The organism is Synechococcus sp. BS55D, assembly GCF_004332415.1.
GTDB lineage: Bacteria > Cyanobacteriota > Cyanobacteriia > PCC-6307 > Cyanobiaceae > Synechococcus_C.
Genome location: NZ_PHQT01000001.1, coordinates 144,101 through 162,926 on the forward strand (window position 1 = coordinate 144,101; position 18,826 = coordinate 162,926).

Consider the following 18,826-nt stretch of genomic DNA (forward strand, 5'->3'; position numbering starts at 1 on the left):
TGTTCAGGAAGTTGCTTCTCATGGCCTTCGCTGCAGCTCTGGCAATCCCCGAAGCAAGCGCAGCCCCATTCAATAGAGCCAGGATCCGGCGCATCATCGATGGTCGAGAGGTCTTCATCGACAAGCGTGAAGCCGCGGTCAACCAGACCGCTGACCGGGGGCAAGAACTAAGTACAGGCCGGAGCCGGGCCGAGGTTCTGTTTGACCGACGAGCCCTCGGATTCCTGGGAAATAACAGCCTGATCCGACTCGGCGAGGATTGCTTCCGACTCGATCGCGGTCAGGTCTTGATCAACGGACCTCAGAACAGCTGCCTCGGAAGCAAAGTTCTTGGCATTCGTGGAACGACATACGTTCTGAGCGTGCGCGAAGACGGTGGCTATGACTTAGCGGTTTTGAGCGGTGAAGCCTCTGTTTCCGACAAAGAACAGGGACAGCAGAGCGACGAAAAACAGCCAGACATTCTCGCGCTCTACCCAACACTGAATCCAGTGATTGGGATCGGCTCGAGTGGCTGGGGAAGCAACGCTTCTGGAGAAACACTGGGTGAAGCCGCGGGCCTCATTCTGGGAGATGCCTCCTTCTTTCTCCCCCTCAGCCAAAGCATGGGAAGCAGCCTGCTTTACAGCTACTCAACAGGAAACACCAATTTTGACGGCGCATGGGGAGCCAGCACAGAGTTGGGATACAAGTGGTTCAATCCCAACGACCGCAGCATCAGCTCTCTGCTGATCGGATATGACGGCTGGGACATCTCAGGCTGCTTCCACTCTCAGCTTGCCGTGGGCGGGCTCTGGCAGAGAGGACGGTGGCAGTTGGGCGCAACTGGTGGTGTCCCCTTGGATGGGTGCCTCAACAATCTTGGATATGCCATCGGTCAGTTGGGAATTCCCATTGCCGATGTCGGTGACCAATCAATCACCCTGTCTCTTTCTCCATATCTCCTTCGTGGTATCGGGGACTCATACGGAGGTGGACGCCTCGGGATCACTGTTCCCGTCAGTAACCAACTGACCGTATCTGGTTATGGGCAGTACGACGATCTTCTGGATACCGTGATTGGCGGGCAGATCAACTACCGCTTCGCCACGAACGGTGGTTTTGTTAGGGACCCCAACCTTTCCCAGCAGGGACCTGCTTCGCCTTTACCTTGGCAGGCCAGGGAATTCATGACCGATAGGCCGATGCAAGTGGCCCTCAGTCGAAGCGGCACAAACAAACCGAGCATGCCCGGCTCATCGCCCTCCACGCTCGGAACTCTGACGAGCCAGGCGCAATCACAATCCGTGGTGAGACTTCAAGCAGGAGAAGAAGCAACCTTCAGCAAGGAAGGCATGTTGCTTAGTCAAACAAAAATGAGCAGAGAACGCTTCTCCCAGCTCGTGATCGAGACCATGAGCGGACAGAACCTGCTACCGGAAAGTCATGTCATCAACCTTGTCTACGAAAGGCTTTATGGACTCCCCGGCCGCGAGCTACTAGGAATCCTTGGATCCGACTGGTTCATCGCTGCTAGGACGCCCTATCCCAGGTTGCGGGGTGCCAACAACTTAGTAGTTCCTTCCGACAAACTCCCCAAACAACAGGCGCAGGCTGAACGCGAAGAAAACAAAGAAAATGAGAAAGATGATGGCAAAGAAGAGCAAGATCAAGAGAGTCAAGCCGAAGCTGATAAGCCTGAGCCCGAAGCGAAACCGGAACCCGAGCCGGAACCTGAACCAATCCTTCTGACCTACGTATGTAGAGCGTTCAGTGGAAACCCTGATTTCTCCTACTACACCGGAGGATTGATCGGGGGCAACTTGTCACAAGCAACGCGCTTCCAGACCAAATCATCCTCTGATGCTTCCTGTTCAGGCCGAGGTGCCGGATCCGACGGTGAAGAGACAACCGTTCCGCAATTTCTCTGAATCAACCAACCAATAACCAAATGACTTGAGTGGATTCAGAATGAACTGACAAGCCCTTCTCCAATGCGCATCAAACTTCAGGAACGCCTTCAGAGCCTGAAACTTTTGGCGGGCCTGGCATCCTTCCTGAAAAATCCAGGATCTTTGGAAAGTGTCTTCGCCGTTGGCAACAGCGTCAAAGACGGCCCTCTCGGCAAACAGATGATGCGCCATCTGCTGGAAGCCCCCCGTTTCAACGAACTTGTAGAGGAGCGCTGGCGCCCGCAGCCAATCGATCTGAACGTTCTGAAGACCCTGCCTGAGGGCAGCCTCGGTCGCATCTACGCCGACCAGCTGATCAGCCAGGGAATCACCCCCGACAGCTTGATCGATCCATCCCCAGTGACCACCGCGCAGGATTACGTGGTGCACCGACTCAAAGAAACCCACGACATCGTGCACGTCCTGACTGGCTTCGGGATCGATGGGGCCAGTGAACTGGGGCTCCAGGGGTTCAACCTTGCGCAGAATCGCTCACCCCTTGCCGTGATGCTGATCTTCGGCGGGATGCTTTCAGCCCTTCAGAACGACGAACCTCTCGCCCCGATGCTGCGAGCCTTGGCGCGGGGCTTTCAGATGGGACTTGATGCGGAGCTAGTCATTGCTCGAAAACTCGAAGATGGTTGGGATCGGCCCCTGAGCGACTGGCGAAGAGAACTGAAACTTCCCGTCGAGTCCGAGCCCTGACCAAGACGCTGGGGAGCAATGAGCTCTACAGCGCCAACAGGGTTGAGCCATGGACTCATGACAACGCTGCATGCAGCTCCTCCCGGGCCGCGGCCAACGCTCCATCCAGTGCAGCACCATCGCGGCCTCCAGCCTGGGCCAGGTTGGGGCGACCGCCGCCGCCACCGCCGCAGAGCTTGGCGATGCCACCAATGAACTTGCCAGCCTGGAGCTTGGCGGCAATCACCCCCTTACCAAAGGCTGCCACCAGGATCACCTTGCCTTGATCAGCTGGATCCGGCAGGCCTCCAAGCACCACGGCAGCCCCATCGCCGAGCTGATCGGCCAGGCTCTGGGCCGCCCCCTGCAGGCCGGCACCGTCCACACCATCCAAGCGTTCCACCAGCAGCTGGAAGCCAGCCAAGGCCGTGGCCTTGCCTGCCAGTGCCGCCGACTTGGCCACGGCCAACTCCGCCTGAGCCGCTGACAGCGCCTTCCCCGTGGCCTTGAGTTCCTCCTGTAGCGCCATCACCCGTTCCACGATCTCGCCGGGCTGCGCCTTGAAGCGATCGCCCAGTTGCTTCACCACCTGATCACGCTCATTGAGATAGGCGAGCACGGCCGGACCAGCCACCGCCTCAATGCGGCGAATTCCAGCCGCCACACCGCTCTCGCTGACGATCTTGAACAAACCGATCTCAGCGGTATTGGCCACATGGGTCCCTCCGCAGAGCTCCATCGACACCCCCGGGACATCGACGACGCGCACCACATCGGCGTACTTCTCGCCAAACATCGCCACGGCACCGGCGGCCTTGGCTTTCTCGATCGCCATCTCCTGCACCTCAAGCCGGTGGGCCTCGCTGATCCAGCCATTGATCAAGGTCTCGATCTGCTCGAGCTCCGCCCCTGTCACCGCCCGAGGGCAGTGGAAATCGAAACGCAAGCGCTCGAAATCCACCAGGGATCCAGCCTGGCCAATTCCGGGATCCACCACCTGCTTCAGCGCAGCCTGTAACAGATGCGTGGCGGTGTGATTGGCCTGGGCCCGGCGCCGACAGGCGCGATCCACCTGACCGTGCACCACAGCACCAACGCTGAGGCTGCCGCGCTCCACACGGCCGCTGTGCACGAACACACTGCGGTTCCGCGACACAGCGTCGATCGCCACGATCAGTCCGTTGCCGTCGGTGCCGTCTCCGGCCAGTACGCCACGGTCTCCCACCTGGCCGCCGCCCTCGCCATAGAAGGGCGTGGTGTCGAGCACCACCTGCACCGCATCACCGGCCACAGCGGTTTGGGCCGGCTCGCCGTTCACCACCAGCGCCTGCACGCTGCTGCTGTGTTCCAACAGCTCATAGCCCCGGAAGCTCGTGGCATCGAGTTCAGCCGCCACCTGATCGATCGCATCCTGAAGGGTGAGATCGATGCTCACCGCTGCCGCCTTGGCCCGCTGACGCTGGGCCTCCATCGCCGCCTCGAACCCCTCAAGATCCACCCTGAGGCCATGCTCCTCGGCAATCTCCTCGGTGAGTTCGAGTGGAAAGCCATAGGTGTCGTAGAGCTCGAAGGCCTGCTCGCCTGAGATCTGCTTGGGCTTAGCCGCAAGCACATCCGCCAGCAGCTTTTCGCCGCGCTCGAGGGTTTCAAGGAAGCGGGCTTCCTCACGCTGAAGTTCGGCAAGGATCACCTCTTTGCGGTCAAGCAACTGGGGATGCACCGCCTGCATCAAAGCAATCGACGCCTCACCCATCGCCGTCAGGAAAGGCTTGTCGATCCCCAGGAGGCGTCCATGCCGCACCACCCGGCGCAGCAGGCGACGCAGGATGTAGCCGCGGCCAAGGTTGCTGGCGGTCACGCCATCGCAGATGAGCTGAGTCACGGCTCGGCTGTGGTCACCGATCACTTTCAGGCTCGTCTTGCCCTTGTCATCCAGGGTCTTGTAATCAACTCCTGCAAGAGCAGCCGCCGTTTCGATCAGCGGATAGATGAGGTCGGTCTCGTAGTTGTTGGGCACCCCCTGGAGGATCTGGGCCATCCGCTCGAGGCCCATGCCGGTATCGATGTTGCGGTTGGCGAGCGGGGTGAGGATGCCCTCCGCGTCGCGGTTGTACTGCATGAACACCAAGTTGTAGAACTCGATGAACCGGGAGTCGTCTTCGAGATCGATTCCCTCATCACCAAGTTCGGGCTTGAAGTCGTAATAGATCTCCGAACAGGGGCCACAGGGGCCGGTGGGCCCAGAAGCCCAGAAGTTGTCGGCCTCATCCATGCGAATGATCCGCTTGGGGTTGACCCCCACCACGTCACGCCAGATCACCTCGGCTTCGTCGTCCTCACGGAACACACTCACCACGAGATTCTTCGGATCCAATCCGAACACCCCGGTGCTCAGCTCCCAGGCCCACTCAATCGCCTGCTGCTTGAAATAGTCTCCGAACGAGAAATTACCGAGCATCTCGAAGAAGGTGTGGTGCCGAGCCGTGCGACCCACGTTTTCGATGTCATTGGTGCGAATGCACTTCTGTGAACTGGTCGCACAGGGTGCCGGCCGCTCCTGCTGGCCGAGGAAGACCGGCTTGAACGGCAACATGCCGGCGATCGTGAGCAACACCGTGGGGTCCTCTGGCACCAGGGAGGCACTCGCGATGCGTGCATGCCCCCGCTGCTCAAAGAAGCTGAGGAAGGCCTCGCGAATCTGCGCACCGCTGCGGGGACGTGCTTCCTGCGGACGCGACGATCGTGCAACAGCCATGGCGGTTTCGGGCTTGAGGAGCAGGGCCAGCAGCCATGATCGCCCCTGAGCCGCCACTCACCTTGGCCGCCCCACCCACCTCCACCAAGGCACCGGACCCGGACAGCCGTGCTCAGCTGCGGCTGCGCTCCATGGGCTGGGCGCTGCTCGCGGGACTCTCTGCCGGGTTGATCGGCCTACCCCTCGGGGTGGAACAGGCCGTCCGCGCCACCGGCTGCGGGCTCTTCTATGGACTGCTGGCCTTCCATCTCGAACGGGTGGACCCGGAGGATTCACACCTGCAGGCCGGGCTTGTTGGCGCGATCTGCGGTGTGCGCAGCCTGGGGATGGCCCTGCCCTCTCCGATGGGGGGTCTGGACGCCCTGGCATCATTAGGAGAGGAACTCCTTCTGGCGTGGTTGCCGTTGATCGGCAGCGCACTCCTGCTCCACGGCACCCATCGCATGTTGTCTGCGTCGCGGCCATGAGCCTGCTGCACGCCACCTGGCTCCCTGCCATCCGCACTCCGACCAGCTCCGGGCGACCGGCCCTGCTGGTGTGGGCAGACACGTGGCGTGTTGCTGAGCCTGCCGGTCCAGGCCTCACGCCAGCGCTTCACCCCTTCACCCTGAGCCCCGATGATCTGCGGGCCTGGCTGACCGAACGCGACCTCCTCCCCGAAGGAATCATCGACGCGACCGCCTGCCTCACGCTGCCCAGCCGCAGTCTGAAGCGCCGCAAAAAACGATCAGACAGCAACGACAGCGAGGAGAACGACGGCTGGACAGGGCTCCCCCTCCAAGCGGGTGAGCCGATTCCCAAGCAGACCGAATGGTGGCCCTGGCAAGTGCAGGGCCTAGCGATCGAACCCGGTGCAGCCACCAGCTGGCTTGCACGCCTCCCCCTCTCGGGTCGCCACCCCGACCTGGCCGATGAACTGCGCTGGTGGAGCCACATGCAGCGCTGGGCCCTGAGCCTGATCGCCCGTGGACGCTGGATTCCACAGGTGGAGCAGAGCAAAGGCGAGGGCTACCCCCATCGGGCCCGCTGGGTGCCGCTGCTCAATCGTGAAGACGATCGCAGACGCTTAGAGGATCTGGCCTCCCGCCTGCCCCTGGTGGCCACCTGCGCCCTGCCCTGGCGGGAGCCGACCGGCCGGCGCAGCAATCGCACGACCCGGCTCAGGCCAGAAGCCATGCGAGCCGCCAACCCGGTGGCCTGCTGTCGACCCCGCAGCGGTCGCCTACGCGTGGCGACCCTCCTGGAGGACCTTGTGGATGCCCAATTGCGCATGGGCTTCACACCCCAAAGCGAGGGGCTCGATCCCCTCCTTGCCGCCTGGCAGGACGCCCTCGGATCCGACACCGGCGTGATCACCCTGGGCGATGAGGAAGCAGAACGCCTGGCGACCGCCAGTCACCACTGGCGAGAAGGAGTGGCCGGCAACGTGGCCGCTGCCCGCGCCTGCCTGGAACTGGAAACTCCAGCGGAAGGCGAGGACCTTTGGACCCTGCGGTTCGCCCTGCAGGCGGAGGCCGATCCCACCCTGAAGGTGCCCGCAGGGGTGGCCTGGGCCGCCGGTCCCAAGGGGCTGCAGTTGGGTGAGGTCGCTGTCGACCACCCTGGCGAACTACTGCTGGAGGGGATGGGACGGGCGCTCACGGTGTTCACGCCGATCGAACGCGGGCTCGACAGCGCCACCCCGGAAGCGATGCAAATCACGCCGGCTGAAGCCTTCGTACTGGTGCGCACCGCCGCCCGCCAGCTTCGTGATGTCGGCGTCGGTGTCGACCTGCCCCCCAGCCTGTCCGGCGGCCTAGCCAGTCGTCTTGGCCTGGCAATCCAGGCGGAACTGCCCGAGCGCTCCCGCGGCTTCACCCTCGGTGAAAACCTCGACTGGAGTTGGGAACTGATGATCGGCGGTGTGACGCTGACTCTGCGCGAACTGGAACGACTGGCGGGCAAGCGCAGCCCTCTGGTGAATCACAAGGGGGCCTGGATTGAACTTCGCCCCAACGACCTCAAGAACGCCGAGCGTTTTTTCGCCGCCAAACCCAATCTCAGCCTCGACGATGCCCTGCGCCTGACTGCCTCAGAAGGCGACACGCTGATGCGCATGCCTGTGCACCGTCTGGAAGCCGGCCCACGGCTGCAGGCGGTGCTGGAGCAATACCACCAGCAAAAGGCCCCCGACCCGCTGCCCGCTCCCGAGGGCTTCTGCGGTCAGCTGCGCCCTTACCAGGAGCGCGGCCTTGGCTGGCTCGCCTTCCTGCATCGCTTTGACCAAGGCGCCTGTCTGGCCGATGACATGGGCCTGGGCAAGACGATCCAGTTGCTCGCCTTCCTCCAACACCTGAAGGCTGAGCAGGAGCTGAAACGACCGGTGCTGTTGGTGGCTCCCACCTCGGTGCTGACCAACTGGAAACGGGAGGCGGCCGCCTTCACCCCGGAACTGCAGGTCAAGGAGCACTACGGCCCTCGACGCCCGTCCACCCCCGCAGCGCTGAAGAAGGACCTCAAAGGTGTGGATCTCGTGCTCACCAGCTATGGCCTGCTGCAGCGGGACAGTGAACTGCTGGAGAGCATGGACTGGCAGGGGATGGTGATCGATGAAGCACAGGCGATCAAGAACCCCAGTGCCAAGCAGAGCCAGGCGGCCCGGGACCTGGCCCGCCCCGGACGCAGTAGCCGTTTCCGGATCGCCCTGACGGGCACACCGGTGGAGAACCGAGTGAGCGAACTCTGGGCCCTGATGGACTTTCTCAATCCCAGGGTCCTCGGGGAGGAGGACTTCTTCCGCCAGCGCTACCGGATGCCGATTGAGCGCTACGGCGACATGTCGTCGCTTCGGGATCTGAAGTCCCGCGTGGGGCCCTTCATCCTCAGGCGCCTGAAAACAGACAAAGCCATCATCTCCGACCTGCCAGAGAAGGTGGAACTGAGCGAGTGGGTGGGGCTCAGCAAGGAGCAGAAGTCGCTCTATGCCAAAACCGTGGAGGACACCCTCGATGCGATCGCCCGTGCTCCCCGCGGCCAGCGCCATGGTCAGGTGCTGGGCCTGCTCACCAGGCTGAAGCAAATTTGCAACCATCCGGCTCTGGCTCTCAAGGAAGAGAGCGCCGGCGAGGATTTCCTGCAACGTTCCGTGAAGCTTCAGCGGCTCGAAGAGATCCTCGAGGAGGTGATCGAAGCCGGTGACCGTGCCCTGCTCTTCACCCAATTCGCTGAATGGGGTCACCTGCTGCAGGGTTACCTCCAGCGTCGCTGGCGCAGCGAGGTGCCCTTCCTGAGCGGCAGCACCAGCAAGGGTGAACGCCAGGCGATGGTCGATCGCTTCCAGGAAGACCCGCGTGGGCCTCAGCTGTTCCTGCTGTCACTCAAGGCCGGTGGTGTGGGCCTCAACCTCACCCGTGCCAGCCATGTCTTCCATATCGACCGCTGGTGGAACCCAGCGGTTGAAAACCAGGCCACTGACCGTGCCTACCGGATTGGCCAGACCAACCGGGTGATGGTGCACAAGTTCATCACCAGCGGCTCAGTGGAAGAAAAGATCGACCGGATGATCCGCGAGAAATCCAGACTGGCAGAAGACATCATCGGCTCAGGCGAAGATTGGCTTGGTGGCCTTGATATGGGCCAGCTCAAGGAATTGGTGAGCCTCGAGGACAACTGAGGACAACGCATGACCATCACCCCCACCGGTAACGGCATCAACACCTCCCTGGGCGATGAAGGCCTGGGGCAGCAGCCCTGGTGGGTCGAACAGTGGATGGAGCTGATCAACTCCTACCGCTTCAAGAAACGCTTGGAGCGGGCCTGGGCCTACGCCCGAGAAGGGCATGTGACCTCAATCCGCTTCGAGGGGCGACGGGTGCATGCCCGCGTGCAAGGCACCGGTGAAGACCCTTACAAAGTGAAGCTCTGGCTCGATGTGCTCAGCGACGAAGACTGGGGCTACGTGCTTGAGGCCCTGACCCAGAAGGCGCGTTGGTCAGCCCAGTTGCTGGCAGGAATCATGCCGTCGGACATCGAACGGGCTTTCGCAGCCAGCGGCAGGCGTCTGTTCCCCTTCAAACTTCAAGAGGTGCGCAGCGAGTGCAGCTGCCCTGACAAGGCCAACCCCTGCAAGCACATCAGCGCTGTGTACTTCCTGATGGGGGAGCGCTTCAGCGAAGACCCCTTCGTGCTCTTCCAACTGCGGGGAAGAACCCGGGCCAAGCTTCTGGAAGACCTGGCGGAACAGCGGCGTGAAGCCCTCGAGGCCATCGCCCAGGACGAGGAGGCGTCCCCCTCTGCAACCAGCGACACTTCCACGACCCTAACCCCACCCCATCCAGCCGTCCTGGATCCCACCCTCTGGTGGCGCTATGACGCTGCACTGGATGGAGACCTAGTGGTGATCACCCCGGCCATGGAGGGCGACACCGGCCTCGATGCGGCTGGCGAGCTTCCTCTGGCTGAGGAACCGCGATTTCCCGATGCCAAACAGCAGTTTCTTGCCCATCTGAGGAAGCAGGGTCAAACCCTGGCCCAGCAAGCGATGCTGGCGGCCATGGCCACCGGTGGCTGAGCAGACCTCCCAAGAGCACAACAGTGCCAAAGAGCGAGCCCTGCCCCTTGAGGAGGCTCCTTGGCTGACCCTGGAGAAACGCGGTCTCGTCAACATCCTGTTGCTCTCCCATCAACGGGCCTTCGGCACTCCGCTGCTGGCCGGCGACCGCACGGGCAGCTCGCGCCGCCTCGCCTGCCAGGAGCTGTTTGCCGTCGACATGGCTGTACTGGCCCATGACGGTGCTGCGCTCGACTCCAACGAAGGGCCCCGCCTCACCTATGCCAATGCCGCCGCCCTCAGGCTCTGGCGGCATACCTGGCCCACCATGATCGGGATGTCCTCCAGGCTCACCGCCCCCGCAAACGCCCGCCGAGAAAGGGCCCAGGCTCTGCAGACCGCCCAACGTCGCGATGCTTACCAGGGCTATCGCGGCATTCGCATCGATCGCGAGGGGCGGCGGTTCATGATCAACAACGCCAGCATCTGGACGCTCTGGGATGAGGAGGGGCGTGCCTGTGGGCAAGCCGCCGCCTTCTCAGATTGGTGGTGGCTCTAAGGGCTGCCACTAACCCTGTTCGGTTCTTGCTACAACCCAGGTGTGACAACCGAATCAGGTCGTCCAGACCGAACCAAAGAGGGCGGTTCTCCGGCTGTTTGTCCTCAATCAAGCCGCGCAGATTGGCGCTGTGGGTGACAACCAACACCCCAGAACTCCCCCCTTTTGGAGGACCTTTCATGATCACCCTTCGCCAATCCCCCTTCGACCTTTTTGAGCGCCTGGAGCAGCAACTGGCCCAGGCCGAGCGCGTTCCCGCCGCCGAGATCCGCGACCACGCTGATGCCTATGTCATCCGCGTGGAGCTACCGGGTGTCGAGCGCAACACGATCGACGTGCAGGCCACCGATCGCAGCGTGAGCGTGAGCGCTGAGCGCCAGTGCCCTGGCGAAGACAAGGCCGATGACACCGCCCTGTTGAGCGAGTTTCGCTACGGGACATGGAGCCGCAGCTTTCGCTTTCCCCAAGGCCTCGACCGCGAGCAGCTGCGCGCCAGCTATCGCGATGGCGTGCTTGAGATCCGGGCCGGCAAGGCCCAGACCCGCACGTCCGTGACCGTCGCCCTGGAGGACTGACCGGAAGACAGCTGCTGAGGAGAGGAACGGAGTCCTGGCCCCTGCCGAATCGGCAGGGGCCTTTTTCTTGCGTCGTGCTAACGGCCCAGACCGAGCAAGTCGTAGCCAATGAAAACCAGCGAAAACAGGACGAAAAACGCGAGTCCGATCCAACAGAGCCCCCGCATCAAGGGGCCATAGCGATGCTCCGCCGGCACGAGGGAACTGTTCATGGTGTCCATCGCCATCCAGGCGAACAAAGGAGCCGTGATGAAGCTGCCTGCCATCGCACCGAACACGAAATCCTTCACACCGACACCTCCACTGGCGGCCAACAGCAGGGCCCCAACGGAAGCGAGGAAATGGAGCAGCACCCAGAGAGCCAAGCGCCGGCGCTGGGGCCCTGGTGCAGCGTCACCCCGATCCTTGCCCTGCAGGAGTCCCTGAATCGCCGAAATACTGCGGGGATAGGCATCCAGACAGGTGAGGGTGGTGCTGAACATCGCTGAAAAGGCCGCTGGCACGATCACCCAGGCCGCCCAGCCACCCATCGCCTCGGTGTAAAGGCGAATCAGCTTTTGGGCAAAGGAGACACCACTGCCCGAGAGCATGCCGTCGCCGGTGCCATACATCGTGTAAGCCCCCAGGATCACGAAAAACACAGCCGTGATCACCGTCACCCCATAGCCAAGGTTGAAGTCGAATTCCGCCTCGGCCCGGGTCGCTGTGTGCTGGCTATCGCGGGCGCGGGAGAACATCCAAAGTGAGGGCCAGACACACATCTCCACGGGCCCTGGCATCCAGCCCATCAGGGGGATGAGGAATCCCAGATTGGCGAGGGTCCATGGGCTGGGATCCGAACGCGTCCAGCTGGCCGCCACATCAGCCACGGGTCCTCGCAGCAACAGGCTGAGGGCGGCAACACCGGTGAGCAGGGTGAGCAGAGCCACCAGCAGCTTGGAGATCCGGTCGAGCGCCCGATAGTGACCCACGAGCAGAAGTAGGGCACTGATGACGAGCACAGCGATCGCAAGGCCGTAGGGATCGAGCGTTTGAAGGAGCGGAACATTCGTGAGCAAGACCCCCGCCACAAAGCTGACCGCAGCAATCGTGAGCGTCCCCGTCACCAGACTGACGATCAGATAAAGCGGCAGATAAGCGCGACTGCGGGCCTGAAACCCCTCGAGCAGCGACTGGCCCGTGACGGCGGTGAAACGACTGCCCACCAACAGGAAGGGGTACTTGAGCAGATTGGTGAGCAGGATCAAACCCAGCAGGGCAAAACCGAAGCGGGCGCCCGCTGTGGTGGATGACATCAGATGGGAGCCGCCGATGCAGGCCCCCGCCAGAAGGATTCCAGGGCCCAGGCTCTGGCGCAGGCCACTCCAGCCCCGCGCAACGCTTGTGGTCATAACGGCCAGTCGCACTTCGGGTCATCCTCGACCCCAGCCCGTCACCCCCAGCCCGTCACAAGAGAGCCTGTAACGCCTGAGCGCTCGGCAGGGCTGGACACCTGAGAGTGTTTCTAGAGTCAGGCACCGCCGCGCAATGACGTCATGGCAGTTGCCACCGGCCGACTCAGCCTGCAGTGTGAGGCGATCGCTGCTGACACCACCACGATCCGTTCCCTCGACTGGGATCGGAGCCGTTTCGATATCGAATTCGGCCTGCGCAACGGCACCACTTACAACGCCTTCCTGGTGCGCGGGGAACGCACCGCCCTGATCGACAGCAGCCACGCCAAATTCCGCGAGACCTGGCTGCCACTGCTCCGGGAGCAGATCGATCCGAAAGCGATCGATGTGTTGATCGTGAGCCATACCGAACCGGACCATTCAGGGCTCATTGGCGACCTACTCGACCTGAATCCCGAGATCGAGATCGTGGCCTCGAAGGTGGCCATTCAGTTTCTCGAAAACCAGGTGCACCGACCCTTCCGCTCCAGGGCGGTGAAAAGCGGAGACAGCCTGGATCTCGGCATCAATCCCGACACGGGCACGGAGCATCGCTTCGAATTCCTCAGCGCCCCCAACCTGCACTGGCCGGACACGATCTTCTCCTTTGATCACGGCACCGGCATCCTCTACACCTGTGATGCCTTCGGGTTGCACTACTGCTCCGACGAGCTCTTCGACGTTGACCCAGGAGCGATCGCACCGGATTTCCGTTTTTATTACGACTGCCTGATGGGACCCAATGCCCGCAGCGTGCTGCAGGCCCTCAAGCGCATGGATGGTCTGCCGGCGATCAACACGGTCGCCGTTGGCCATGGACCGCTGCTTCGCCACCACCTGGATCACTGGATTGAGGACTATCGAGAGTGGAGCGGGCAGCGCAGTAAGGGAGAGACCTATGCGGCCGTCTGTTATCTCAGCCAATACGGCTTCTGCGACCGCCTCAGCCAGGCGATCGCACGGGGCATCGGCAAGGCGGAAGCGCAGGTCCAGCTCGTGGATCTGCGGGCGACGGATGCCCAGGAACTCTCCGCCTTGATCGGCGAGGCTCAGGCGGTGGTGGTTCCGACCTGGCCGGCGGAACCCGACAGCGAGTTGCAGGCCTCCATTGGGACCCTGCTGGCCGCCCTGCACAGCAAGCAATGGGTTGGCGTCTATGACGCCTTCGGCGGCAACGATGCCCCGATCGATGCGGTGGCATCCCAGCTGCGAGCACAAGAGCAGAAGGAAGCCTTCGCACCCTTGCGAATCCGCTCGCTTCCCACCGGCCAGGACTATCAGCGCTGCGAAGAAGCCGGCACCGACCTCGGTCAGCTGCTCACCCGTGACAAGACGATCGCGGCCATGAAGAGTCTGGATGGAGATCTCGACAAGGCTCTAGGCCGACTGAGCGGCGGGCTTTATGTGGTGACAGCAAGCCAGGGTGAAGGAGAGAGCCTGCGCCGTAGCGCCATGGTGGCGAGCTGGGTGAGTCAGGCCAGCTTCACGCCGCCGGGCCTCACGATCGCCGTGGCCCGTGACAGGGCGATCGAGGCGCTGATGCAGGTGGGTGATCGCTTTGTGCTCAATGTGCTTCGGGAAAGCAATCACCAGCCCTTACTCCGCCATTTCCTCAAACGATTCCCGCCGGGTGCCGATCGCTTCGCCGGCGTGAACGTGCTCGAGGGCGTTGCCGATGGCGGCCCGGTGCTTGGTGATGCGCTGGCCTATCTGGGTTGCCGGGTGGAGCAGCGCATGGAGGGCCCCGACCACTGGATCATTTATGCGGTGGTGGAACAGGGCAACGTGGCGGACGCCGATGCCCGCACCGCAGTGCACCACCGCAAAGTGGGGAACCACTACTGATGGCCACCGCGATGACCGACAGCGAGAAAGCTGGAGAGCGGCGGGTTGTTCTGCTGCCGATCGCCGAAGGACTGCAAAGCCTGCGGGGCCTGAGCCCCCAGCGCCTGCGCTTTGAGCTGGAATACGCCCTGGAACGGGGCAGCACCGCGAACAGCTTCCTGTTCGATGCCGGCGTCGATGCCAGCGGACAGGCGCGCCCTGCCCTGCTGGTTCATCCTCCAGGTGCCGCCTACGCCGATGTGTTCCTGCCGGTACTGGCCAGGAGCCTGCCCAGTGACACCCAGACGCTGCAAGTGGTGGTCGGGCATGTGAACCCCAACCGAGTGGCACTGCTGCGCAGCTTGGCGGAAACCTATGGCGGGCTTGAGCTCATCAGCTCCAACCCTGGAGCCAAGTTGCTGACGGAGCTCTGGAACCAACGCAAACCGCTACCGCCAGGGGAGCCTGACCTGCGACCACCGCTTCCGGAGCTCCCGCCGATTCAGGTGATCCGTCAGGAGACAACCCTGCCCCTGAGCCACGGCCATCAACTGCAGCTGCTGCCCGCCCCTAGCCCCCGTTGGCCTGGCGGACTACTGGCTTTTGAGGAAAGCAGTGGCCTCCTGATGAGCGACAAATTCTTCGCCGCCCACATCTGCACGGAGGCTTGGGCCGAAGCAAGCCGCATGGCGACAGAAGAGGAGCGCCGCCACTTCTATGACTGCCTGATGGCACCAATGGCAGCCCAAGTGGACTCCCTCGTGGAACGACTGGAGCAGCTCGACATCCGCACGATCGCGCCAGGCCATGGGCCGGCCATCGACGCCAGCTGGCGCAGTTTGCTCAGCGACTACCGCCGCTGGGGGGAAAGCCAGCAGAGCTCAACGCTGAATGTGCTGCTGCTCTTCGCCAGCGCCTATGGCAACACCGCAGCGATTGCCGATGCCTTGGCCCGCGGAGTCGGGCGCACGGGCGTGCGCGTCAACAGCCTCAACTGCGAGTTCACCCCCGCCGATGAATTGGTGGCGGCCATCCGTGCAGCAGACGCCATCCTGATCGGCTCCCCCACCCTGGGGGGCCATGCACCCACCCCAATCGTCTCCGCCCTCGGCACCGTGCTGGCGGAAGGCGACCGCAGCAAGCCTGTCGGGGTTTTCGGAAGCTTCGGCTGGAGCGGGGAAGCCCTCGACCTTCTGGAAACCAAGCTGCGCGATGGAGGCTTCAGTTTCGGCTTCGAACCGATCCGGATCAAATTCAGCCCCGATGCCGCCACCGTGCGCACCCTGGAGGAAACAGGCACCCGCTTTGCCCGTCAGCTCCAGCAGGAGCGCCGCAAGCAGCAACGGCGCAGCGCCGGGGGCCTCAGCGAAAGCCGCAGTGATCCCTCGGTGCTGGCCCTAGGTCGCGTGGTGGGCTCTCTCTGTGTGCTCACCGCCCGCAAAGGGAACGGCGACAGCGCCCAGAGCGGAGCGATGGTGGCCAGCTGGGTGAGCCAGGCCAGCTTTACGCCTCCGGGAGTCACGGTGGCCGTGGCCAAGGATCGCGCCGTTGAAGCCCTATTGCACAAGGGAGATCGCTTTGCTTTGAACGTGCTGGCGGAGGGAAGGGAGAGCGGCCCCATGAAGCAGTTCCTCCAGCCGTTTGAACCGGGAGCGGACCGCCTGGCCGGCCTCGAACTAGAGAGCAGCCCCGGCGACCAGCCCCTGCTGCCAGAAGCCCTGGCCTGGCTGGAAGGAGACGTGAAGCAACGGATGGAATGTGGCGATCACTGGCTGATCTATGCCGAGGTAATGCACGGGGGCATCCTTGACAGCGAGGGGGTGACGGCCGTTCACCAGCGACGTAGTGGCGCCAATTACTGAGAAACGCTGAAAACTGAACGACAGTTCAGTGCCCCCAGCAATCGAGCTCTAACTCATACTCGTAATGAGTATGAGTTAGAGTGCACTCAGTTGCGCTCCGCCCACGCATCCATGGATCTGAACAACGCCGCCACCCACGCCAATCTCGAGGCCGCCTTCGGCGGCGAGAGCATGGCCAACCGCAAATATCTCTTCTTCGCCGACGTGGCCAAAAAGCTCGGCAAGAACGAACTGGCCAAACTCTTTCGCGACACTGCCGCCCAGGAAACCGAGCACGCCTTCGCTCATTTCCGCCTGCTCCACCCTGAGCTGGTGATCGACGATCCGGCCAGCCTCAGTGAAGACGCCAAACAGGCGATGCTGGCTCGCTGCCTGGAACTGGCCATCGAGGGTGAAACCTACGAGTACACCACCATGTACCCCGAGTTCGCCGCCCAAGCCCGCAACGATCGCGATGGCGGCGCCGAGGCGGAATTCAACGAACAGATCGACGAGTCCAAGGAACACGCCGGCATCTTCCGCACCGCTGCCAAGAATTTCGGCCTGCTCGCACCGATCGAGCAGCATCACGCTGAGCGCTACGGCGTCGCCCTCGAAGCGCTGCAAGGCAAGGGAGAAGCCGGAGAGGCCGATGAGCCGGTCGCCGGCCTATGGATCTGCAAGGTGTGCTCGATGATCTACGACCCCGCCCAGGGCGACCCCGACTCCGGCATTGCTCCAGGCACGCCGTTTGAAGCGATTCCAGACGACTGGACTTGCCCGATCTGCGGCGCCCGCAAAGCCAGCTTTGTGCCCTACCGGGAAGCGGAATTGAAAACCGCCTGAAGAGCAATTGCGGGGAGTGTTCTTGCAAGCAGGCTCCCCCTGCTTGCACGATGTCCTTCACCATCCAGCCCCCCGTTCAGCGATGACGCCCTCCTCCCCTGACGTTCTCGTCATCACCGCCAGCAACGGCGAAAACCTCAAGCTGGGCGAGCGGTTCGTTGATCAGACCCAGGCCCTGGGTCATTCGGCTTCGCTGCTCGACCTGACAGTGCTGGATCTCCCCCTCTTCACCCCCAGAGCCCAAGACTGCGGCACTCCAGCGGCGGTCGCCCCTCTGCAGGAGCAGCTCATGAACGCAGCACGCTGGGTGATCTGCGCACCGGAATACAACGGCTCGATTCCGCCAAGCCTCAGCAACGCCATCGCCTGGCTGTCGACGCAAGGCAACGACTTCCGCGCACTGTTCAACGGCAGGCCCGTGGCCATGGCGACATTTTCTGGTGGCGGCGGCATGGAACTGCTGGTGTCGCTGCGCATCCAACTGACCCACCTGGGCGCCCAAGTGGTGGGTCGCCAACTGCTCAGCAACTACGCCAACCCCCCCAAGGACGAGAGCATCACTGATCTGCTGCAGCGTCTTCTGCAAATGACACCACTTGCACTCTGAGCCGAATGCCCGCACCTCTTTCCACCAACAATCCCGCCTTCGTCATCCGCCCAGCCGCAGAACGCTTCCACAGCAGCCATGACTGGCTCGACTCCTGGCACAGTTTCTCCTTCGCCGGCCATCACCATCCCAACTGGATGGGCTTCGGACCCTTGCGGGTGATCAACGACGACACCATTGCCGCCGGACGGGGCTTCGGGATGCATCCCCATCGCGATATGGAGATCATCACCGTGATGATCGAAGGCCAGATCAACCATCGCGACTCCATGGGAAACAGCGGCGTGATCCGCGCCGGTGATGTGCAACGCATGACCGCTGGCACCGGCATCGTGCACAGCGAAATCAACGAAGGCCACACGCCCTGCCGGCTCTTACAAATCTGGATCGAACCGACCAGTGCAGGCCTGCAACCGGCCTATGAGCAACGGCAGATCCCTGCGGGCAACGGCTGGAGCCAAGTGCTGAACCCCGATGCGAGCGAAGGAGCCATGGCCATCGCCCGCCCTGCACGGCTCTGGCGGGGACAGATCGAAGCCGGAGCGACGCTGCCCTGGCCAAAGCCGCTGAGCGGTTCCGCCTGGCTGCAAATCATTGACGGTCATCTAGCCCTAGAGGGAGCGAACGCCGCGGCCCCCAAGACTCTCAGCCGCGGGGACGGCCTGGGCTTCCCTGGCGATACTCCTCCAGGAGCAGCACTCAAGGCGATTACCAAGAGCGACGCGCTTCTCTTTGAACTGCTGCACTAGGACCCTCCACCCGGACGACGGGCTCACGCCACAGGTGGTGGTTCGCGCAAAATCTGCAGTCGCGCAGGATACAAATTCGGGTCACGCCCATGACAATCACTTAAACCGCAAGACTTTTCGGCACTGGCGATCGCGACCAAGTCAGCCATTGGTAACTCAGCCTTAAAGCGATCCCGAAGACTTTGGGAATTTGCCTGGCACACCACATCTGGCGGCCTGAAATGGCTGTGAATCCAACAACTTCCCTCAGAGATGGGATCCGAACAAGAGCTTCAGCCCGCGGTGCGTTATCGCGGATTTCTTTTGTTGGCGCAAAACAATCACAGCTGGCTCGTGAGGCCGGAGCGCAGTCCGATGACCCTTCTGCCATTCCGCACACCCACCTGCTCGCTGGAGGACGTGAAGGCACTGGTGGACTGGCGCTTGTCTCAGGAAAGCAGCCTGATCGGAGCTGCTTGATCAGAGCTGCTTGACTCGAGAGCTCTGATTAGGTC

Annotated in this window: 15 protein-coding genes; 13 read left to right on the top strand and 2 right to left on the bottom strand. The window is 62.6% G+C overall.

The features are described from left to right. Positions 1-20: 20 nt before the first annotated feature. Both CWE16_RS00760 and CWE16_RS00765 read left to right on the top strand, forming a co-directional pair. Positions 21-1,910, top strand: a complete 1,890-nt coding sequence (locus tag CWE16_RS00760) for a hypothetical protein (protein ID WP_236629489.1) — start codon at positions 21-23, stop codon at positions 1,908-1,910. A gap of 63 nt (positions 1,911-1,973) precedes the next feature. Beyond that, positions 1,974-2,636 carry a Coq4 family protein gene (locus CWE16_RS00765; RefSeq protein ID WP_131454999.1) on the top strand — a complete coding sequence of 221 codons (663 nt, stop codon included), beginning with the start codon at positions 1,974-1,976 and terminating at the stop codon, positions 2,634-2,636. Positions 2,637-2,691: 55 nt separating this feature from the next. Here CWE16_RS00765 and alaS read toward each other — a convergent pair whose 3' ends face one another. Continuing rightward, a complete protein-coding gene (gene alaS, locus CWE16_RS00770; RefSeq protein WP_131592205.1) occupies positions 2,692-5,370 on the bottom strand; it encodes an alanine--tRNA ligase in 2,679 nt (892 codons plus the stop codon). A gap of 35 nt (positions 5,371-5,405) precedes the next feature. Here alaS and CWE16_RS00775 point away from each other — a divergent pair, with 35 nt between their 5' ends. From CWE16_RS00775 to CWE16_RS00795, 5 genes are all read left to right on the top strand, one after another. Continuing rightward, positions 5,406-5,837 carry a hypothetical protein gene (locus CWE16_RS00775; RefSeq protein ID WP_131592207.1) on the top strand — a complete coding sequence of 144 codons (432 nt, stop codon included), beginning with the start codon at positions 5,406-5,408 and terminating at the stop codon, positions 5,835-5,837. Further along, complete coding sequence (locus CWE16_RS00780) at positions 5,834-9,022, top strand: DEAD/DEAH box helicase (RefSeq protein WP_131592209.1); 3,189 nt, start codon at positions 5,834-5,836, stop codon at positions 9,020-9,022. Before CWE16_RS00775 ends, CWE16_RS00780 begins: the two co-directional genes overlap by 4 nt. 9 nt (positions 9,023-9,031) lie before the next feature. Continuing rightward, positions 9,032-9,919 carry an SWIM zinc finger family protein gene (locus tag CWE16_RS00785; protein WP_131592211.1) on the top strand — a complete coding sequence of 296 codons (888 nt, stop codon included), beginning with the start codon at positions 9,032-9,034 and terminating at the stop codon, positions 9,917-9,919. After that, positions 9,912-10,457 (top strand): MEKHLA domain-containing protein, encoded by a 546-nt coding sequence (locus CWE16_RS00790; RefSeq protein WP_236629490.1) that lies wholly within the window; start codon positions 9,912-9,914, stop codon positions 10,455-10,457. Before CWE16_RS00785 ends, CWE16_RS00790 begins: the two co-directional genes overlap by 8 nt. A gap of 179 nt (positions 10,458-10,636) precedes the next feature. Then, positions 10,637-11,032 carry an Hsp20/alpha crystallin family protein gene (locus tag CWE16_RS00795; protein ID WP_131592213.1) on the top strand — a complete coding sequence of 132 codons (396 nt, stop codon included), beginning with the start codon at positions 10,637-10,639 and terminating at the stop codon, positions 11,030-11,032. 77 nt (positions 11,033-11,109) lie between these two features. Here the strand turns inward: CWE16_RS00795 and CWE16_RS00800 are convergent, their stop codons facing one another. Then, the gene (locus CWE16_RS00800; RefSeq protein WP_131592215.1) at positions 11,110-12,423 is read right to left on the bottom strand and encodes an NRAMP family divalent metal transporter; all 1,314 of its coding nucleotides are present in this window, start codon (positions 12,421-12,423) and stop codon (positions 11,110-11,112) included. 144 nt (positions 12,424-12,567) lie between these two features. Between CWE16_RS00800 and CWE16_RS00805 the strand changes: the two genes are divergently transcribed. The 6 genes from CWE16_RS00805 to CWE16_RS00830 all read left to right on the top strand — a co-directional run bounded on the left by CWE16_RS00805 (position 12,568) and on the right by CWE16_RS00830 (position 18,791). Then, complete coding sequence (locus tag CWE16_RS00805; protein WP_131592217.1) at positions 12,568-14,310, top strand: diflavin flavoprotein; 1,743 nt, start codon at positions 12,568-12,570, stop codon at positions 14,308-14,310. Beyond that, complete coding sequence (locus tag CWE16_RS00810) at positions 14,310-16,151, top strand: diflavin flavoprotein (RefSeq protein ID WP_131592219.1); 1,842 nt, start codon at positions 14,310-14,312, stop codon at positions 16,149-16,151. Before CWE16_RS00805 ends, CWE16_RS00810 begins: the two co-directional genes overlap by 1 nt. 111 nt (positions 16,152-16,262) lie before the next feature. Continuing rightward, entirely contained in the window at positions 16,263-16,976 is a 714-nt protein-coding gene (locus tag CWE16_RS12390) for a rubrerythrin family protein (protein WP_131592221.1), read from the top strand. Between the two features lie 82 nt (positions 16,977-17,058). Beyond that, complete coding sequence (locus CWE16_RS00820; RefSeq protein WP_131592223.1) at positions 17,059-17,583, top strand: NADPH-dependent FMN reductase; 525 nt, start codon at positions 17,059-17,061, stop codon at positions 17,581-17,583. A 5-nt stretch (positions 17,584-17,588) separates the two neighbouring features. Beyond that, complete coding sequence (locus CWE16_RS00825) at positions 17,589-18,332, top strand: pirin family protein (protein WP_131592225.1); 744 nt, start codon at positions 17,589-17,591, stop codon at positions 18,330-18,332. 252 nt (positions 18,333-18,584) lie between these two features. Next, a complete protein-coding gene (locus CWE16_RS00830; protein ID WP_131592227.1) occupies positions 18,585-18,791 on the top strand; it encodes a hypothetical protein in 207 nt (68 codons plus the stop codon). The last annotated feature ends 35 nt before the right edge of the window (positions 18,792-18,826 follow it).